General features: G+C 63.0%; 12 protein-coding genes. 8 read left to right on the top strand and 4 right to left on the bottom strand.

What is annotated here, in order from left to right; translation table 11 throughout:
* Positions 1-19 precede the first annotated feature (19 nt).
* Both KZX66_RS12255 and KZX66_RS12250 read left to right on the top strand, forming a co-directional pair.
* Positions 20-1,123, top strand: coding sequence for a polyamine ABC transporter substrate-binding protein (locus tag KZX66_RS12255; protein WP_248079681.1), 1,104 nt, complete (start codon positions 20-22; stop codon positions 1,121-1,123).
* A gap of 44 nt (positions 1,124-1,167) precedes the next feature.
* Complete coding sequence (locus KZX66_RS12250) at positions 1,168-1,656, top strand: DUF3237 domain-containing protein (RefSeq protein ID WP_248079680.1); 489 nt, start codon at positions 1,168-1,170, stop codon at positions 1,654-1,656.
* A 29-nt stretch (positions 1,657-1,685) separates the two neighbouring features.
* Here the strand turns inward: KZX66_RS12250 and KZX66_RS12245 are convergent, their stop codons facing one another.
* Together KZX66_RS12245 and KZX66_RS12240 are read right to left on the bottom strand one after the other, a co-directional pair.
* Positions 1,686-2,297: a TetR/AcrR family transcriptional regulator gene (locus KZX66_RS12245; protein WP_248079678.1), complete on the bottom strand. Its 612-nt coding sequence runs from the start codon at positions 2,295-2,297 to the stop codon at positions 1,686-1,688.
* Positions 2,298-2,415: 118 nt separating this feature from the next.
* Entirely contained in the window at positions 2,416-4,173 is a 1,758-nt protein-coding gene (locus KZX66_RS12240; RefSeq protein ID WP_248079676.1) for a sigma-54-dependent Fis family transcriptional regulator, read from the bottom strand.
* A gap of 268 nt (positions 4,174-4,441) precedes the next feature.
* On the opposite strand from KZX66_RS12240, the gene KZX66_RS12235 reads away from it, so the two are divergent.
* The 3 genes from KZX66_RS12235 to KZX66_RS12225 all read left to right on the top strand — a co-directional run bounded on the left by KZX66_RS12235 (position 4,442) and on the right by KZX66_RS12225 (position 7,759).
* The gene (locus tag KZX66_RS12235) at positions 4,442-5,917 is read left to right on the top strand and encodes a benzaldehyde dehydrogenase (RefSeq protein WP_248079674.1); all 1,476 of its coding nucleotides are present in this window, start codon (positions 4,442-4,444) and stop codon (positions 5,915-5,917) included.
* Between the two features lie 45 nt (positions 5,918-5,962).
* Complete coding sequence (locus KZX66_RS12230; protein WP_248079672.1) at positions 5,963-6,730, top strand: coniferyl-alcohol dehydrogenase; 768 nt, start codon at positions 5,963-5,965, stop codon at positions 6,728-6,730.
* Positions 6,731-6,811: 81 nt separating this feature from the next.
* Positions 6,812-7,759, top strand: a complete 948-nt coding sequence (locus KZX66_RS12225; RefSeq protein WP_248079670.1) for a transporter — start codon at positions 6,812-6,814, stop codon at positions 7,757-7,759.
* Here KZX66_RS12225 and mhpT read toward each other — a convergent pair.
* Positions 7,737-8,954 (bottom strand): 3-(3-hydroxy-phenyl)propionate transporter MhpT, encoded by a 1,218-nt coding sequence (gene mhpT, locus KZX66_RS12220; RefSeq protein ID WP_248079668.1) that lies wholly within the window; start codon positions 8,952-8,954, stop codon positions 7,737-7,739. The genes KZX66_RS12225 and mhpT overlap by 23 nt on opposite strands.
* 308 nt (positions 8,955-9,262) lie before the next feature.
* On the opposite strand from mhpT, the gene KZX66_RS12215 reads away from it, so the two are divergent.
* Complete coding sequence (locus KZX66_RS12215) at positions 9,263-10,579, top strand: OprD family porin (protein ID WP_248079666.1); 1,317 nt, start codon at positions 9,263-9,265, stop codon at positions 10,577-10,579.
* A gap of 1 nt (position 10,580) precedes the next feature.
* On the opposite strand, the gene KZX66_RS12210 is transcribed toward KZX66_RS12215, so the two are convergent.
* Positions 10,581-11,072 carry a MarR family transcriptional regulator gene (locus KZX66_RS12210; RefSeq protein ID WP_248079664.1) on the bottom strand — a complete coding sequence of 164 codons (492 nt, stop codon included), beginning with the start codon at positions 11,070-11,072 and terminating at the stop codon, positions 10,581-10,583.
* A 213-nt stretch (positions 11,073-11,285) separates the two neighbouring features.
* On the opposite strand from KZX66_RS12210, the gene KZX66_RS12205 reads away from it, so the two are divergent.
* The gene (locus KZX66_RS12205; protein WP_248079662.1) at positions 11,286-12,116 is read left to right on the top strand and encodes a p-hydroxycinnamoyl CoA hydratase/lyase; all 831 of its coding nucleotides are present in this window, start codon (positions 11,286-11,288) and stop codon (positions 12,114-12,116) included.
* A 77-nt stretch (positions 12,117-12,193) separates the two neighbouring features.
* Positions 12,194-13,642 carry an aldehyde dehydrogenase gene (locus tag KZX66_RS12200; RefSeq protein WP_248079660.1) on the top strand — a complete coding sequence of 483 codons (1,449 nt, stop codon included), beginning with the start codon at positions 12,194-12,196 and terminating at the stop codon, positions 13,640-13,642.
* Positions 13,643-13,681: the final 39 nt, after the last annotated feature.

The raw sequence follows: 13,681 nt of genomic DNA, 5'->3' as shown, positions 1-13,681 counted from the left end.
GCGCTGGAGTGTTTTGATCATGAACAGGTTTTTGCGTAATACCTTGCTGGGCACCTTTGCATCACTGCTGATCAGTGGCGTTTGCCTGGCCGAAGAACGGACCGTGCGGATCTACAACTGGATCGAATACCTGCCGCCGGAAGTGCTCAAAGGCTTCCAGGAAGAAACCGGCATTCGCCCGATCTATGACGTGTTCGACAGCTCCGAAACCATGGAGTCCAAGCTGCTGACGGGCAACTCCGGGTATGACGTGGTGTTCCCCGGTTCGGCCAACCTGGGGCACCTGATCACGGCCGGTGCCGTGCAACCGCTGGACCGCAGCCAACTGCCGAACTGGCAGCACCTGGACCCGCAGTTCATGCAATCGCTGGAAGCGGTGGGTGACACCGGTAATCGCTACGCCGTGCCTTATCTGTGGGGCACCACGTTAATCGGTTACAACGTCGACAAGGTGCGCAACGCCCTCGGGCCCGACGTGCAAATGAACACCTGGGACATCATCTTCAAGGAAGAAAATCTCGCCAAACTCGCCAGTTGCGGCGTGGGCTTTCTCGATGCGGCCAATGAAATCGTGCCGATCGCCTTGCACTACAAGGGCCTGGCCCCCAACAGCCAGAAGCGCGAGGACTATTCGCAGGCCCAGGCGGCCATGATGAAGATCCGCCCTTACATCACCTACTTCAACTCCTCGCGCTACGGCATGGACCTGGCCAACGGTGATATCTGCGTGGGTGTGGGTTGGTCTGGCGGTGTGGCGCTGGCCAAGCGTTTGGCCGATGCCGCCGGCAAGGGCGTCAAGGTCGAGATGGCGTTGCCCAGGGAAGGCGCGCCGATGTGGTCGGACGTGATGATGATCCCGGCCAAGGCGCCGGACCTCGCTGAGGCCCATGCTTTCATCAACTACATCCTGCGCCCGGACGTCATTGCACTCATCAGCAACAAGATCGGCTACCCCAACCCGAACAAGGACGCCACCGCGCTGGTCGACGCGAGTATCCGCAACGATCCAAACATGTATGTGCCGGAGCAAGCGCGCAAGACTCTGTTCGCGCTGGAGCCGGTTCCGGCCGCTGTCGAGCGGATCCGCACCCGCACCTGGACTGCTATCAAGACCAATCGCTGACCCAACATGGCCCGGTACGTGTGTGCCGGGTCCGGAGCTGTGTGATGACTGAACCCCTGGATTTGATGGCCGTGGCGCCCAACCTGCAGCGCGTGCTGACGTTGCGCGTTGCCATAGGGCCGGGCGTAATGCTGGGTGACAGCGTCGACGGCTGGCGCTGCAATTACCCGATCGTGGGCGGTGATTTCGACGGCGTCGGCGTCAGTGGTCAGGTGCTGGCCGGTGGCGAGGACGTGTTTGTGTTGCGTGCCGACGGCGTGGGGCAACTCGATGCGCGCTACAGCCTCAGGACCGATCAGGGTGAGCTGATCAACCTGCGCAACCGCGGCGTGCTGGCCATGACCGAATACGGGCGCCAACTGGAGCGCAACGGGCAGTGGCCGATTCCGGAGACGGAATATCGCTGCACGTGTACCCCGGTGTTCCAGGTGCCCAAGGGGCGGCTGGACTGGCTCACGCGCTCAAGTTTTATCGGCCTGGTGCAGTACCCCAGCGCCGAGCAGGTGGTGATCCGCTGTTATCGGTTTTACTAAAGGGGTTGCCCGGCAGGCCTGGGAACAGTTCAGGCCTGCATCCCATAGAACACCAATTCGGTGATGCGCCTGACCTGCAGCGAATGCGCGTCGATATCCGGGTGCTCCTGGTTCACCAGCCGGAACAGCTGCAAGTGTGAGTAGTCGTTCAACAGAAACGCCGCCAACTCCACGTCCAGCTGGGGACGCAGTTTGCCGGCCTGTTGCAGTTCACGCAGCAGTTGGCTGATTTCGGCCCTGAGCGCATCGTTCATGGCGCGGTAGCCCTCGGGCAATTCGTTACTGCCGCCGAACAGGATCAGCGGCAGCAGCTCGCGCCACAGGCTGGGATGCATCACCTCCAGGGCGTAACCGGTCAGCAACCGCTCCAAGTGGCACATCGCGTCGACCGGGTCTTCGATGTCCTGGATCAGGCTGCGGGTGTCAGTGATGGCGCGTTGATCGGCCTGGTGCAGGATTTCCAGGATGATTTCCTGTTTGTTGCCGAAATACTTGAACACCGTCGGCGCCGACACACCCGCCTGGCCGGCGATTTGTTCGATGGTGGTGGCCTGGAAACCCTGGCGTTCAAACAGCTCGATGGCCGCCTGGCTGATGGCCTGGCGCCGTTCGGCTTTCTGACGTTCACGCAGTCCGCTCACAGAAGGTCCTTGTTACGAGAAGAAGAGGGCGCTTGTCGCCCCTTACCCGTGCAAAATACTTAACTGGATAAAACTTTTAAAGCGCTAATTATCAAGCCGTGTCCCAGGGCGTTCTCGTTCAAGGGGTTTGTCGCTGATGCTTCTTCAAGCGGTAGGCAAATTGCGCCCGGCTGAGCCCTACCAGCCTGGCCGCAGCGGCCAGGTTGCCGGCGTTCTGTTGCAGCGCCTCATGGATCAGGCGCGACTCGAGGCCTTCGATGGAAAACCCCTGGTCCAGTTGGCCGAGGGTCTCCAGCAAGGGTGGGCGGACCGTGGACACCGCAGTGGACAGGCTGCCGTGATCGTCCAGGCCGTACGGGTCCGTCGGCATCGGCTCGTTGCGAAACAGGTGCACCAGGTCAATGGCCTGGCCTTCGTCACTGGCGATCAAGCCGCGCTCGATCAGATTTTGCAGCTCGCGCACGTTCCCCGCGAAGTCGTAGCGCAGCAGTACCTTCAGCGCACGCATGGTCAGGCCCGCGGGCGTGCGCGCGTATTCCTGGCAGAAGCGCGTGAGAAACGCATTGATCAACAGCGGGATGTCATCCCGGCGCTCACGCAGGGGGGGCAGGGCGATGGGGTAGACATTGAGGCGGTAGAACAAGTCTTCGCGAAACGTGCCATCGGCCACGGCTTTGCGCAGGTCGATATTGGTCGCGGCCACCACGCGCACATCCACCGTGATCCCGCGCACGCCACCGACCCGTTCGATCTCACGCTCCTGCAAGGCCCGCAGCAGTTTGCTTTGCCCGGTCAGGCTGAGGCTGGTGATTTCATCCAGGAACAAGGTGCCGCCCTGGGCCCGCTCGAAGCGACCGGGGCGTGAATGGGTGGCGCCGGTGTACGCGCCGCGTTCGACACCGAACAGTTCGGCCTCGATCAGGGAGTCCGGGATGGCCGCGCAGTTGAGCGCCACGAATGGCTGCTGATGGCGCGCGCTGAGCTGGTGCAACTGGCGCGCGAACATCTCCTTGCCCACGCCGGACTCACCGCTGATCAGCACCGTGGCGGGTGTCAGCGCAACCCGTTGCAGGGCCTGCATCGCCGTGTTGAACGCCGCACTGGCGCCCACCAACGGCAGTGGTGCGCTGGCGCCTGTCCGGGGGCCTGGCGGGCTTGGGTGCGTGGGGACGGGCGCGGGGCCGCTGACGGTCTGGGACACATTCAGGTAACGCAGGTCCTGCTCGACGTCTCCCCATTGCTCCGCGGTCTTGCCGATCACCCGGCAACGGCTGTGGCCCATGCCACGGCATTCCACTTCGCGGAAAATCACCAATTGCCCGAACAGGCCGCTGACGAAGCCGATGGCGTAGCCGGTTTCCGTCCAGCACACCGGGTCCTGGCCTGTGCCGTAAGCCCCCACGTGTTCGTCGGCCTCGCAGGAGTGGTGCCAGAGAAACTCGCCTTCATAGAACCCCGAGTCGGCGTCGAACTTGAAGTGCAGCGGTTCGACTTTGGTCATGCCCTCCAGCGTGTGCAGGTGCGTCCCGGCCCGGAACACGGCGGCGGCATCGGCCTGGGGCCAGCGTTCGCGAATTAAACGAGCGTCCCGCGCACCCGAGGCATAGCCGGTACGGGTGAACAGCCCGCGCGCCTGCTCCAGCCCCAGGCGTTCGATGACCTCCCGGCGCAGCGCGCCGAAGGAGGAACTGTGCAGCAGCAACATGCGCTGGTCGTTGAGCCAGATCCGCCCGTCTTCGGGAGAAAAGAACAGGCAGTCCGTCAACTCCGCTGTCGTGGGCGAGCTGGCATCGCTGAGTTGGCGGCTGTCGCCACGCGGATGATACGGCGCAGTCACTGCCGGGTCGTCGGGCAGCGTGCTGGGGGGATGAGTCATTGTTATGCCCCTGCAAAGCGAGTGAACGATATGAGTAACAGCTGAGATAGTTATTAAACATAACCTTATCAATTGAACAAGTGGCACACCGCGATTTTTTGCCCGCGACCGGCGCGGCGGTATGCGCGGTCCGTTGAAAGGACCGTTGCAGAGCGTTCAAAGGCGTATGTGCGTGCTGCGACGCGCAGACGGCACAGCCTTTGCTCAACACCTGATGCGGCGCCTGCCCTCGTGCAGGCGATGACAAATACAAAAAACCGGAGTTGCCATGTCAGTGTCTGAAACCACCTCGCTGCTGCAGCGAGCCATTGAGTCCGAATGCCTGTTCAACGGTGACTGGGTACCCGCCTCGGGTTCCGTGACGCCCGTGATCGAACCCGCCACCGGCGAACCGCTGATGCGTTGCGCCATGGCCAGCCCGGCGGATATCGCCATTGCCAGCCGCAGCGCGGCGCTGGCCCAACCGGCGTGGGCCGCGCTCGGCCCGCGTGAGCGCGCCGAGGTGTTTCGCAAGGCGGCCCACCTGGCCCAGCAATCTTTTGAGGAACTTGCGTTGTATGTCGCCCGGGAAACCGGCGGCGCGTTGTTCAAGGGCGAACACGAAGTGCGCGAGGCGATTGTGCTGCTGCATCAGGCGGCGGGTCTGTTGTCCCAACCTCACGGGGTGGTGCTGCCCAGCGAAGCCGGACGGCTGTCCTATGCCCGGCGTCAGCCCCATGGGGTGGTCGGGGTGATTTCACCGTTCAACTTCCCCCTGGTGTTGTCGATGCGCTCGGTGGCGCCGGCTCTGGCGGCAGGGAACGCGGTGGTGCTCAAGCCTGACCCGCAAACCCCGGTCAGCGGCGGTTTTCTCATCGCCCGTCTGTTCGAAGAAGCCGGCCTGCCCAAAGGTCTGTTGCAGGTATTACCCGGCGCCGCGCCGGCCGGTGAGGCGCTGTGCCGCGACCCCAACGTACGCATGATCGCCTTCACCGGCTCCACGGAGGCAGGACGCAAAGTCGCCGAAGTGGCCGGGCGACACCTGAAAAAAGTCGCGCTGGAACTGGGCGGCAAGAACCCGTTGATCATCCTGGAAGACGCCGACCTCGACCAGGCCGCGAACAACGCGGCCTGGGGCGCCTGGCTGCACCAGGGGCAGATCTGCATGGCGACCGGGTTGATTCTGGTGCATGCCTCCATCGCCGCCAGTTTCACCCGCAAGCTGGTGGCCAAGGCCCGTGCGCTCAGCGTCGGCAACGCCGCCCGAGGCGAGGCCGCGCTTGGCCCGTTGATCAACCCGCGCCAATTGCAGCGCGTGCACACGATCGTCAGCGACAGCCTGCAGGCCGGCGCACGGCTGGAGGCGGGGGGCGAATATGACCAGCTGTTTTACCAACCGACCGTGCTCAGCGGGGTGCGGCCGGGTATGCGCGCATTTGACGATGAAGTCTTCGGGCCGGTGGCCACGGTGGTCAGCTTTGACACGGACGAGGAGGCCATCGAGTTGGCCAACCGCACCGAGTACGGCCTCTCGGCCGCGATCATTTCACCGTCGGTGGGGCGCGCCATGGCCATGGGCGAACGCCTGAACTGCGGCATGCTGCACATCAATGACCAGACCGTGGCGGACGAGTGCATCAACCCCTTCGGCGGACGCGGCGCCTCGGGCAACGGCGGCAGCGTGGGCGGTCCGGCCGACTGGGACGAGTACACCCAATGGCAATGGGTCACCGTAAAAAATACGCCGCCGACCTATCCCTACTGAGCCCTGGCTCACGCAATGCCTATACAACAATAAGAGGGCTTGACCATGAACCTGTACAACAAAACCTTGATCGTCACCGGTGTCGCGTCGGGCATTGGTGCGGAAGTCGCGCGGTTGGCGCGCTTCCAGGGCGCCACGGTCATCGGGGTAGACCGCCATGAACCGCAGTTGACGCTGGACGGTTTTTTCCATGCCGACCTGAGCGATCCGACCAGCATCGATGCACTGGTGGCGCGTCTGCCGGCGCGGGTCGACGCGCTGTGCAACATCGCCGGCGTACCCGGCACGGCCCCGGCGCAGACGGTGGCCGAGGTCAATTACCTGGGCTTGCGCCACCTCACACAAGCGTTGCTGCCGCGCCTGTCGGCTGGCGGCAGCATCGTCAATGTCGCCTCGGTGTTGGGTGCGCAATGGCCCCAACGCCTGGAACTGCACAAGGCCCTGGCCGCGACGCAAAGCTACCAGGCCGGGCAGCAGTGGCTGGCGGCAAACCCGGTCGAGCAGGCCACCTGTTATCAGTACTTCAAGGAAGCGCTGATCGTCTGGACCTTGCAGCAAGCCCAAGGCTGGTTTCGCGATCACGCGGTGCGTATCAACTGCGTCGCGCCGGGGCCGGTGTTCACCCCGATTCTGGGAGATTTCGTCAGCATGCTCGGGCCGCAGCGGGTGGCCGAGGACAGCCAGCGCATGACCCGCCCCGCGTTGGCCGATGAAGTGGCCTCGGTGATTGCCTTTTTGTGCTCGGACGCGGCGCGCTGGGTCAATGGGGTCAATCTGCCGGTGGATGGCGGGTTGGCCGCCACCTACGTGTAGGCCGCGCAAGCGCGTCACACCCCGGTGCGCAGCCAGCGTGCCGGGGGTCTTGAACAACAACAAAAATACAGGACATACATCATGCTCAAGCCTTGCTTGCGGACAGTTGCGGCCACGACTTTTGTCGCACTGTCATCCACTGTTCACGCCTATGACTTGCCCGGCCTCAACCTGGGCAGCACAAGTTTCTATGACGGTTCGCCAGCGCCCGCCGGACCCGGTTGGTACCTGGAGGAATACCTGACCTATTCGCGCGCCAGCCGCTTCAACGATGCCCACGGCAACAAGCTGGCGCTGCCCAGGCAGGACGTGGAGGTGGTGGCGCCGACCACGCAAATCATTTACGTCGGCCAACCCCTGGCCAACGGCGCAATGCCTGGTTTCACCCTGATCAACACTTCCCTGGCCCATGTGGACGTCGACGATGGGTTGAATAACGCGGCCTTGAGTTCCCGCGCCGGCTTTGGCGATGTGGTCGTCGGCCCGTTCCTGCAGTTGCCGACCCTGAGCCGCGCCGATGGCAGCCCGCTGCTGACCCAGCGGGTCGAATTCGACGTGTCGATCCCGGTGGGCGCCTATGACCGCAAGCGTTCGATCAACCCAGGAAGCAATTTCTGGTCCTTCAACCCGTATTACGCGGCGACGTACTGGTTCAACCCCAAGTGGTCGGCGAGCGGTCGCTTCATGTACCTGTGGAACGGCAAGAATGACAAGCCGCAGGCGGGCTTCGGTGATGTCTCCGACACCCAGGCCGGGCAGGCGCTGCATGCCAACCTGACGTTGCAGTACGCCATCGACCAGCAGTTGAGCGTGGGGCTGAACGGGTATTGGTTGAAGCAGATCACCGATACCGAGGTGCAGGGGCATGCGGTGAGTGGGCGCCGAGAAAAGGTCTGGGCCATCGGCCCAGGCCTGGTCTACGCGTTCAACAAGGAGAATGTGTTGTCAGTGAACACGTACTTCGAACAGCAGGCGCAGAATCGCACCCAGGGCAACAAGCTGGTGCTTAATTGGCTGCACCAGTTCTAGGCAGGTTCAGTGGCGCCGCACGCACCATCACGCTGATGATGGTGAGTGCGGCGATCACCACACCTGGAGAGGTTGCCAGCATCACGCCGGCGGTGCCGGCTCCGGCTGCCAGCAGTTGCCCGGCGGCCAGCGGCCCGGCCACCGAGCCCAGTCGGCCGATGGCCACGGCCGCGCCCACGCCAGTGGCGCGCACGGCAGTGGGGTAGGCCGGTGGCGCGCTGGCATACAGCACCAATTGCGCGGCCATCACGAACAACCCCGCGGCAAAGCCTGCGATGGCCATGGGCACTATGCCCACCGACAGGCCCACGCCCGCCAGCGCTGCCAGCAGGCCGGCATACACGAACAGCACCACCTTGAGTGCGTGGCAACGGTCCAGCAACACGCCGCCGAGCAGCGAACCGAGGGCACCGCCGATATTGAAGAGCATCTGCACCATGCCGGCCTGGGGCTTGCTGAAGCCTTGTTCCAGCAACAGCGAAGGCAGCCAGTTGAGCAGCATGTACATCACGGTCAGGGTGAAGAAGTAACTGAGCCACAACGCCAGTGTGGTGCGTGCGCGGCCTTCGCCGAACAGTGCCTGGCCGGTGGAGGGGCGGGCGCCGGGGGTGTCTTCGGCCTGTTGGCGAAAGGCGGTGGATTCGGGCAGCAGCAGGATCATCAACGGCACAGCCAGCAGCGGTGCCAAACCGCCGATGATAAAAGTGGTCTGCCAGTGTTCACTGGAAAACATCGCCACCACCGCAGCCAGTGCGCCACCCAATGGCACCCCGCAATACATCACGCTGATGGCGGTGCCACGGTTGCGTTCGCTCACCGCTTCGGCACACAACGCGATCAGGTTCGGCAGCGCGGCGCCCAGGCCCAGGCCGGTCAGGAAGCGCACCAGCAACAGGCTCGAATAGCTGTTCACAAATGCCGTGCTCAGGGAGAACAGCCCGAACAGCAGCACCGCGCTCACCAGGATTTTCTTGCGGCCGATGCGGTCGGCGATCCATCCGCCGAAGAAGGCACCGGGCAGCAGGCCGATGATCCCGACGCTGAATACCCAGCCGAGCATTTTCGGGTCGAGGGCAAACGTCTGGCGCAACCCTGCGGCAGTGGTGCCGGCGGCCTGTAGATCGAACCCTTCGATCAGGGCAACGATAAAGCACAAAGCGATCGTCAACGTCGAACGACGCGCGGGAGTGTTCATGGGCAAACCTCATTGTTGTTTTTGTTGTGGTAGCGAGCCTGCTGGGCGGCTGGCAATTAAGATAACAAATATAACTATAAAAAGAAGGGCGCCTGGGCCGCGCCAAAAATCATCCCGCAAGCCGCCTAGGCCGGCTATTTGAGATTGGCAGTGGCAGGAAAAGTGGAAATAGATAGGCTTATTAACGTTCGATTATCGGTCAGTCGCGGTTGACGAGCGTCGTGAGCGTTTCCATTCTCTGTTCGCGAAGCCGATTGGGCCAAGTGTGTGTCACCCCCAAAAACAACAACAAAAAATGGACATCGAACATGCCAAAACTCCCTACGGGCGCCGTCGCGGCGGCCTGCTGTGTGTCGAAAAGCACACCACGTCTGATCAGCACACTGCTGATGCTCGGCGTACTGCCCACCCCGCTGTGGGCGGCGGGGTTTATCGACGACAGCCATGGCACCCTGACGTTGCGCAATTACTACCTGGATCGTGACTACAAGGACGACGGCGCCAAAACCGCTGCACGGGAATGGGCCCAGGCGTTCATCCTCAATCTGGAGTCGGGGTATACGCCTGGCCCGCTGGGGTTTGGCCTGGATGTGCGCGGCTTGATGGGGGTCAAGCTTGACTCCTCGCCGGACCGCAGCGGCACCGAGTTGCTGCCGGTGTCGGCCAGCGACAAGCGTGCCGCCGACGAATATTCACGCCTGGCGCCGACCGCTAAACTGCGGTTTGCGCAAACCACGGTGAAGGCCGGGGACGTGTCGATCTTCCTGCCATTCGCCTTTGCCAGCCCATCGCGCCTGCTGCCGCAGACCTTTCGCGGTACCACCTTGAGCTCCAAGGACATCGACGGGCTGACCCTCAATACCGGCTATATCGACCGCATCAACAAGCGCGATTCCACCGACTACCAGCCCATGACCATCGCCTCGCCCAACCGACGTTTCAACGCGACCGCCACCACCTCGCACCTGGCTTACGTCGGCGGCGATTATCAGGTCAATAAAGACCTGAGCCTGCGCGCCTATCATGCCGAGGTCGCCGACCTTTACCAGCAGGACACCCTGGCGTTACTGCACAACCTGCCGCTGGGCGAGGGCGTGCTCACCAGTGACCTGCGCAGTTTCTTCAGTCGTGAGGACGGCAGCGCCAAGGCCGGTAACGTGGATAACCGCAACCTTTCGGCGCTGTTCGGCTATCGCTTGGGCGGGCACCGAGTGAGCCTGGGTTATATGCATTCGAGCGGCGATACCGCCACGCCGTATATCTCCGGCACCGAGTTGATGGGCATGAGCGAGCTGACCATGAGTTCGGATTTTCTCAATGCCAAGGAGCGCACCTGGCAGGCCATCTACGACTACGACTTTGCCGCGTCGGGCGTGCCGGGCCTCAAAAGTCGCCTGCGTTACGTGCGTGGCGACAACATCGAACTGGCCGCCTTCAACGCCGAGGATCGCAAAGAGCGCGAGTTCCAGATGGAACTGGGCTACGTGATTCAGAGCGGCCCGCTGAAGAACGTCGGGCTGATGGCGCGCAAGTCGATCTACCGCAACGACTTCCCCGGCGGCGCTGCGTTTCGCGATGAAAACCAGACGCGCTTTCTGGTGCTCTACACCGTGGCGCTGTGGTAAGTCATCCGTTCTGATAGACCTTCTTGAGCAGGCGCAGCAGCTCTGCGCGTTCTTGCGCGTCCAGAGCTGCCGTGGCGTCGAGGTCGCTTTGTGCGGCGATGTCCTTGAGCTGCTTGAGCAGGGTTTCGCCGGTCTTGCTCAGGAAGATCCCGTAAGAGCGCTTGTCCGGTTTGCAGCGCACACGCACCGCGAGCGCACGGCTTTCCAGTTTGTTCAGCAAGGGCACCACCTGGGGCGGCTCGATGGCCAGGGCGCGAGCCAGGTCGGCCTGCATCAGCCCAGGGTTCTGCTCGATGATCGCCAGGGCCGAGAACTGGGCGGGGCGCAGGTCGTGCTCCGACAGCCGGCCGATCAGGTTCTGGAACAGTTTGAGCTGGGCACGGCGCATGGCGTAACCGATCAGATCGTCCAGGGCTGAATCCAGCGGTGGCCGTGCCTCGTCATCATCGGGCAGGGCCTGGCTGGCGGCGGCGAGGGTAGAAGGCTTGGCCATTGGCAGTGCAATCCTCATAAGGTAGCGGTTAAGAAGGCTATCTAGTTTGCCGGGGTTAACGCGCCGTGGCTATGCCGGGTTTTCACGGCGCTTCGGCATCGCCGTTCTTTAATGAGTGAAAATATTGGTTACGACGATTAATAGTTAATTGACATAACTATATTTGCGGTTTAATTTCGAATCATCTTCACACCAGAACAAGAGCGTACCGCCATGAGCAATTACGAAGGTCGTTGGTCCACCGTCAAAGTCGAGATCGAGGAAGGCATCGCCTGGGTCATTCTCAATCGTCCGGAAAAACGCAACGCCATGAGTCCCACCCTTAACCGGGAAATGATCGACGTACTGGAAACCCTGGAACAGGATCCGGACGCCGGCGTGCTGGTGCTGACCGGTGCCGGTGAGGCCTGGACTGCGGGCATGGACCTCAAGGAATACTTTCGCGAAGTGGATGCCGGCCCGGAAATTCTCCAGGAAAAAATCCGTCGCGAAGCCTCGCAATGGCAATGGAAACTGCTGCGCATGTACACCAAGCCCACCATCGCCATGGTCAACGGCTGGTGCTTCGGCGGCGGTTTCAGCCCGCTGGTGGCATGCGACCTCGCCATCTGCGCCGATGAGGCGACCTTCGGCCTCTCGGAAATCAACTGGGGCATCCCGCCGGGCAACCTGGTCAGCAAGGCCATGGCCGACACCGTGGGCCATCGCCAATCGCTGTACTACATCATGACCGGCAAGACCTTCGGCGGGCAGAAAGCTGCCGAGATGGGCCTGGTCAACGAGAGCGTGCCGCTGGCGCAGTTGCGCGAAGTCACGGTGGACCTGGCGCGTAACCTGCTGGAGAAAAACCCGGTGGTGCTGCGTGCGGCCAAGCATGGCTTCAAACGTTGCCGCGAACTGACCTGGGAGCAGAACGAAGATTACCTCTACGCCAAGCTCGATCAGTCGCGCTTGCTCGACACCGAAGGCGGCCGCGAGCAGGGCATGAAACAATTCCTCGACGACAAGAGCATCAAGCCTGGCCTGCAGGCGTATAAACGCTGAAGTCAGCGGCCTTCGGGCCGCACTGCCGTAACCCTGCTTGAACGTATTCCCTATAAAGAAAATAAAGAGGAATCACCATGCTGGACGTGCCCCTGTTGATCGGCGGCCAGTCGTGCCCCGCCCGCGACGGTCGTACCTTCGAACGTCGCAACCCGGTGACCGGTGAAGTGGTCTCGCGTGTCGCCGCCGCCACCCCTGAAGATGCCGACGCCGCCGTGGCCGCCGCGCACGCTGCGTTCCCCGCGTGGGCGGCGCTTGCGCCCAACGAACGTCGCACCCGGTTGCTCAAGGCAGCCGAGCAATTGCAGGCGCGCAGCGCCGAATTTATCGCGGCCGCTGGCGAGACCGGCGCCATGGCCAACTGGTATGGCTTTAACGTGCGCCTGGCGGCCAATATCCTGCGTGAAGCCGCGTCGATGACCACCCAGATCACTGGCGACGTCATTCCTTCCGATGTGCCCGGCAGTTTCGCCATGGCCCTGCGTCAGCCATGCGGCGTGGTGCTGGGCATCGCGCCGTGGAATGCGCCGGTGATCCTCGCCACTCGCGCTATCGCCATGCCGCTGGCCTGCGGCAACACCGTGGTGCTCAAGGCCTCCGAGCTGAGCCCGGCGGTGCACCGCCTGATCGGCCAGGTGCTGCAGGACGCCGGCCTGGGCGATGGCGTGGTCAATGTCATCAGCAACGCCCCAGCCGATGCCGCCGTGATAGTCGAGCGGCTGATCGCCAACCCGGCGGTGCGGCGAGTCAACTTCACTGGCTCAACCCATGTGGGGCGGATCGTCGGTGAACTGTCGGCGCGCCACCTCAAGCCTGCACTGCTGGAACTGGGCGGCAAAGCACCGTTGCTGGTGCTCGACGACGCGGATTTGGACGCGGCGGTCGCGGCAGCGGCCTTTGGTGCCTATTTCAATCAGGGCCAGATCTGCATGTCCACCGAGCGCCTGATCGTCGATGCCAAAGTCGCCGATGCCTTTGTCGCCAAACTGGCGGCCAAGGTCGCCACCCTGCGCGCCGGCGACCCGGCTGCGCCGGAATCGGTGCTGGGTTCGCTGGTGGACGCCAGTGCCGGTACGCGCATCAAGGCGTTGATCGACGACGCATTGGCCAAAGGCGCGCGGCTGGTGGCCGGCGGCCAACTGGACGGCAGCATCCTGCAACCGACCCTGATCGATGGCGTCACCGAGCACATGCGCTTGTACCGCGAAGAGTCGTTCGGCCCGGTGGCGGTGTTGCTGCGCGGTGACGGCGACGAGGCGTTGCTGCGCCTGGCCAACGATTCCGAATTCGGCCTTTCGGCGGCGATTTTCAGCCGCGATACCGGGCGCGCGCTGGCCCTGGCGCAACGGGTGGAATCGGGCATTTGCCATATCAACGGACCCACCGTGCACGACGAGGCGCAGATGCCCTTCGGCGGCGTCAAGTCCAGCGGCTACGGCAGTTTCGGTGGCAAAGCGGCCATCGAGCACTTCACGCAGTTGCGCTGGGTGACCTTGCAGAACGGGCCGCGGCACTACCCGATCTGAGCAGGCGTTGCGACATAACAATCACAAGGCGGCGTTGAA

The sequence above is a fragment of the Pseudomonas sp. EYE_354 genome (assembly GCF_023148575.1).
Classification (GTDB): Bacteria; Pseudomonadota; Gammaproteobacteria; order Pseudomonadales; family Pseudomonadaceae; genus Aquipseudomonas.
This window is presented reverse-complemented; position numbering and strand designations above follow the sequence as displayed.

What these genes read in the sequence shown, in the direction of transcription:
- mhpT (WP_248079668.1), bottom strand. Translation starts at nt 8,954, where the DNA reads ATGAACACTCCCGCGCGTCGTTCGACGTTGACGATCGCTTTGTGCTTT.
- KZX66_RS12215 (WP_248079666.1), top strand. Translation starts at nt 9,263, where the DNA reads ATGCCAAAACTCCCTACGGGCGCCGTCGCGGCGGCCTGCTGTGTGTCG.
- KZX66_RS12225 (WP_248079670.1), top strand. Translation starts at nt 6,812, where the DNA reads ATGCTCAAGCCTTGCTTGCGGACAGTTGCGGCCACGACTTTTGTCGCA.
- KZX66_RS12205 (WP_248079662.1), top strand. Translation starts at nt 11,286, where the DNA reads ATGAGCAATTACGAAGGTCGTTGGTCCACCGTCAAAGTCGAGATCGAG.
- KZX66_RS12230 (WP_248079672.1), top strand. Translation starts at nt 5,963, where the DNA reads ATGAACCTGTACAACAAAACCTTGATCGTCACCGGTGTCGCGTCGGGC.
- KZX66_RS12210 (WP_248079664.1), bottom strand. Translation starts at nt 11,072, where the DNA reads ATGGCCAAGCCTTCTACCCTCGCCGCCGCCAGCCAGGCCCTGCCCGAT.
- KZX66_RS12235 (WP_248079674.1), top strand. Translation starts at nt 4,442, where the DNA reads ATGTCAGTGTCTGAAACCACCTCGCTGCTGCAGCGAGCCATTGAGTCC.
- KZX66_RS12200 (WP_248079660.1), top strand. Translation starts at nt 12,194, where the DNA reads ATGCTGGACGTGCCCCTGTTGATCGGCGGCCAGTCGTGCCCCGCCCGC.
- KZX66_RS12255 (WP_248079681.1), top strand. Translation starts at nt 20, where the DNA reads ATGAACAGGTTTTTGCGTAATACCTTGCTGGGCACCTTTGCATCACTG.
- KZX66_RS12240 (WP_248079676.1), bottom strand. Translation starts at nt 4,173, where the DNA reads ATGACTCATCCCCCCAGCACGCTGCCCGACGACCCGGCAGTGACTGCG.
- KZX66_RS12250 (WP_248079680.1), top strand. Translation starts at nt 1,168, where the DNA reads ATGACTGAACCCCTGGATTTGATGGCCGTGGCGCCCAACCTGCAGCGC.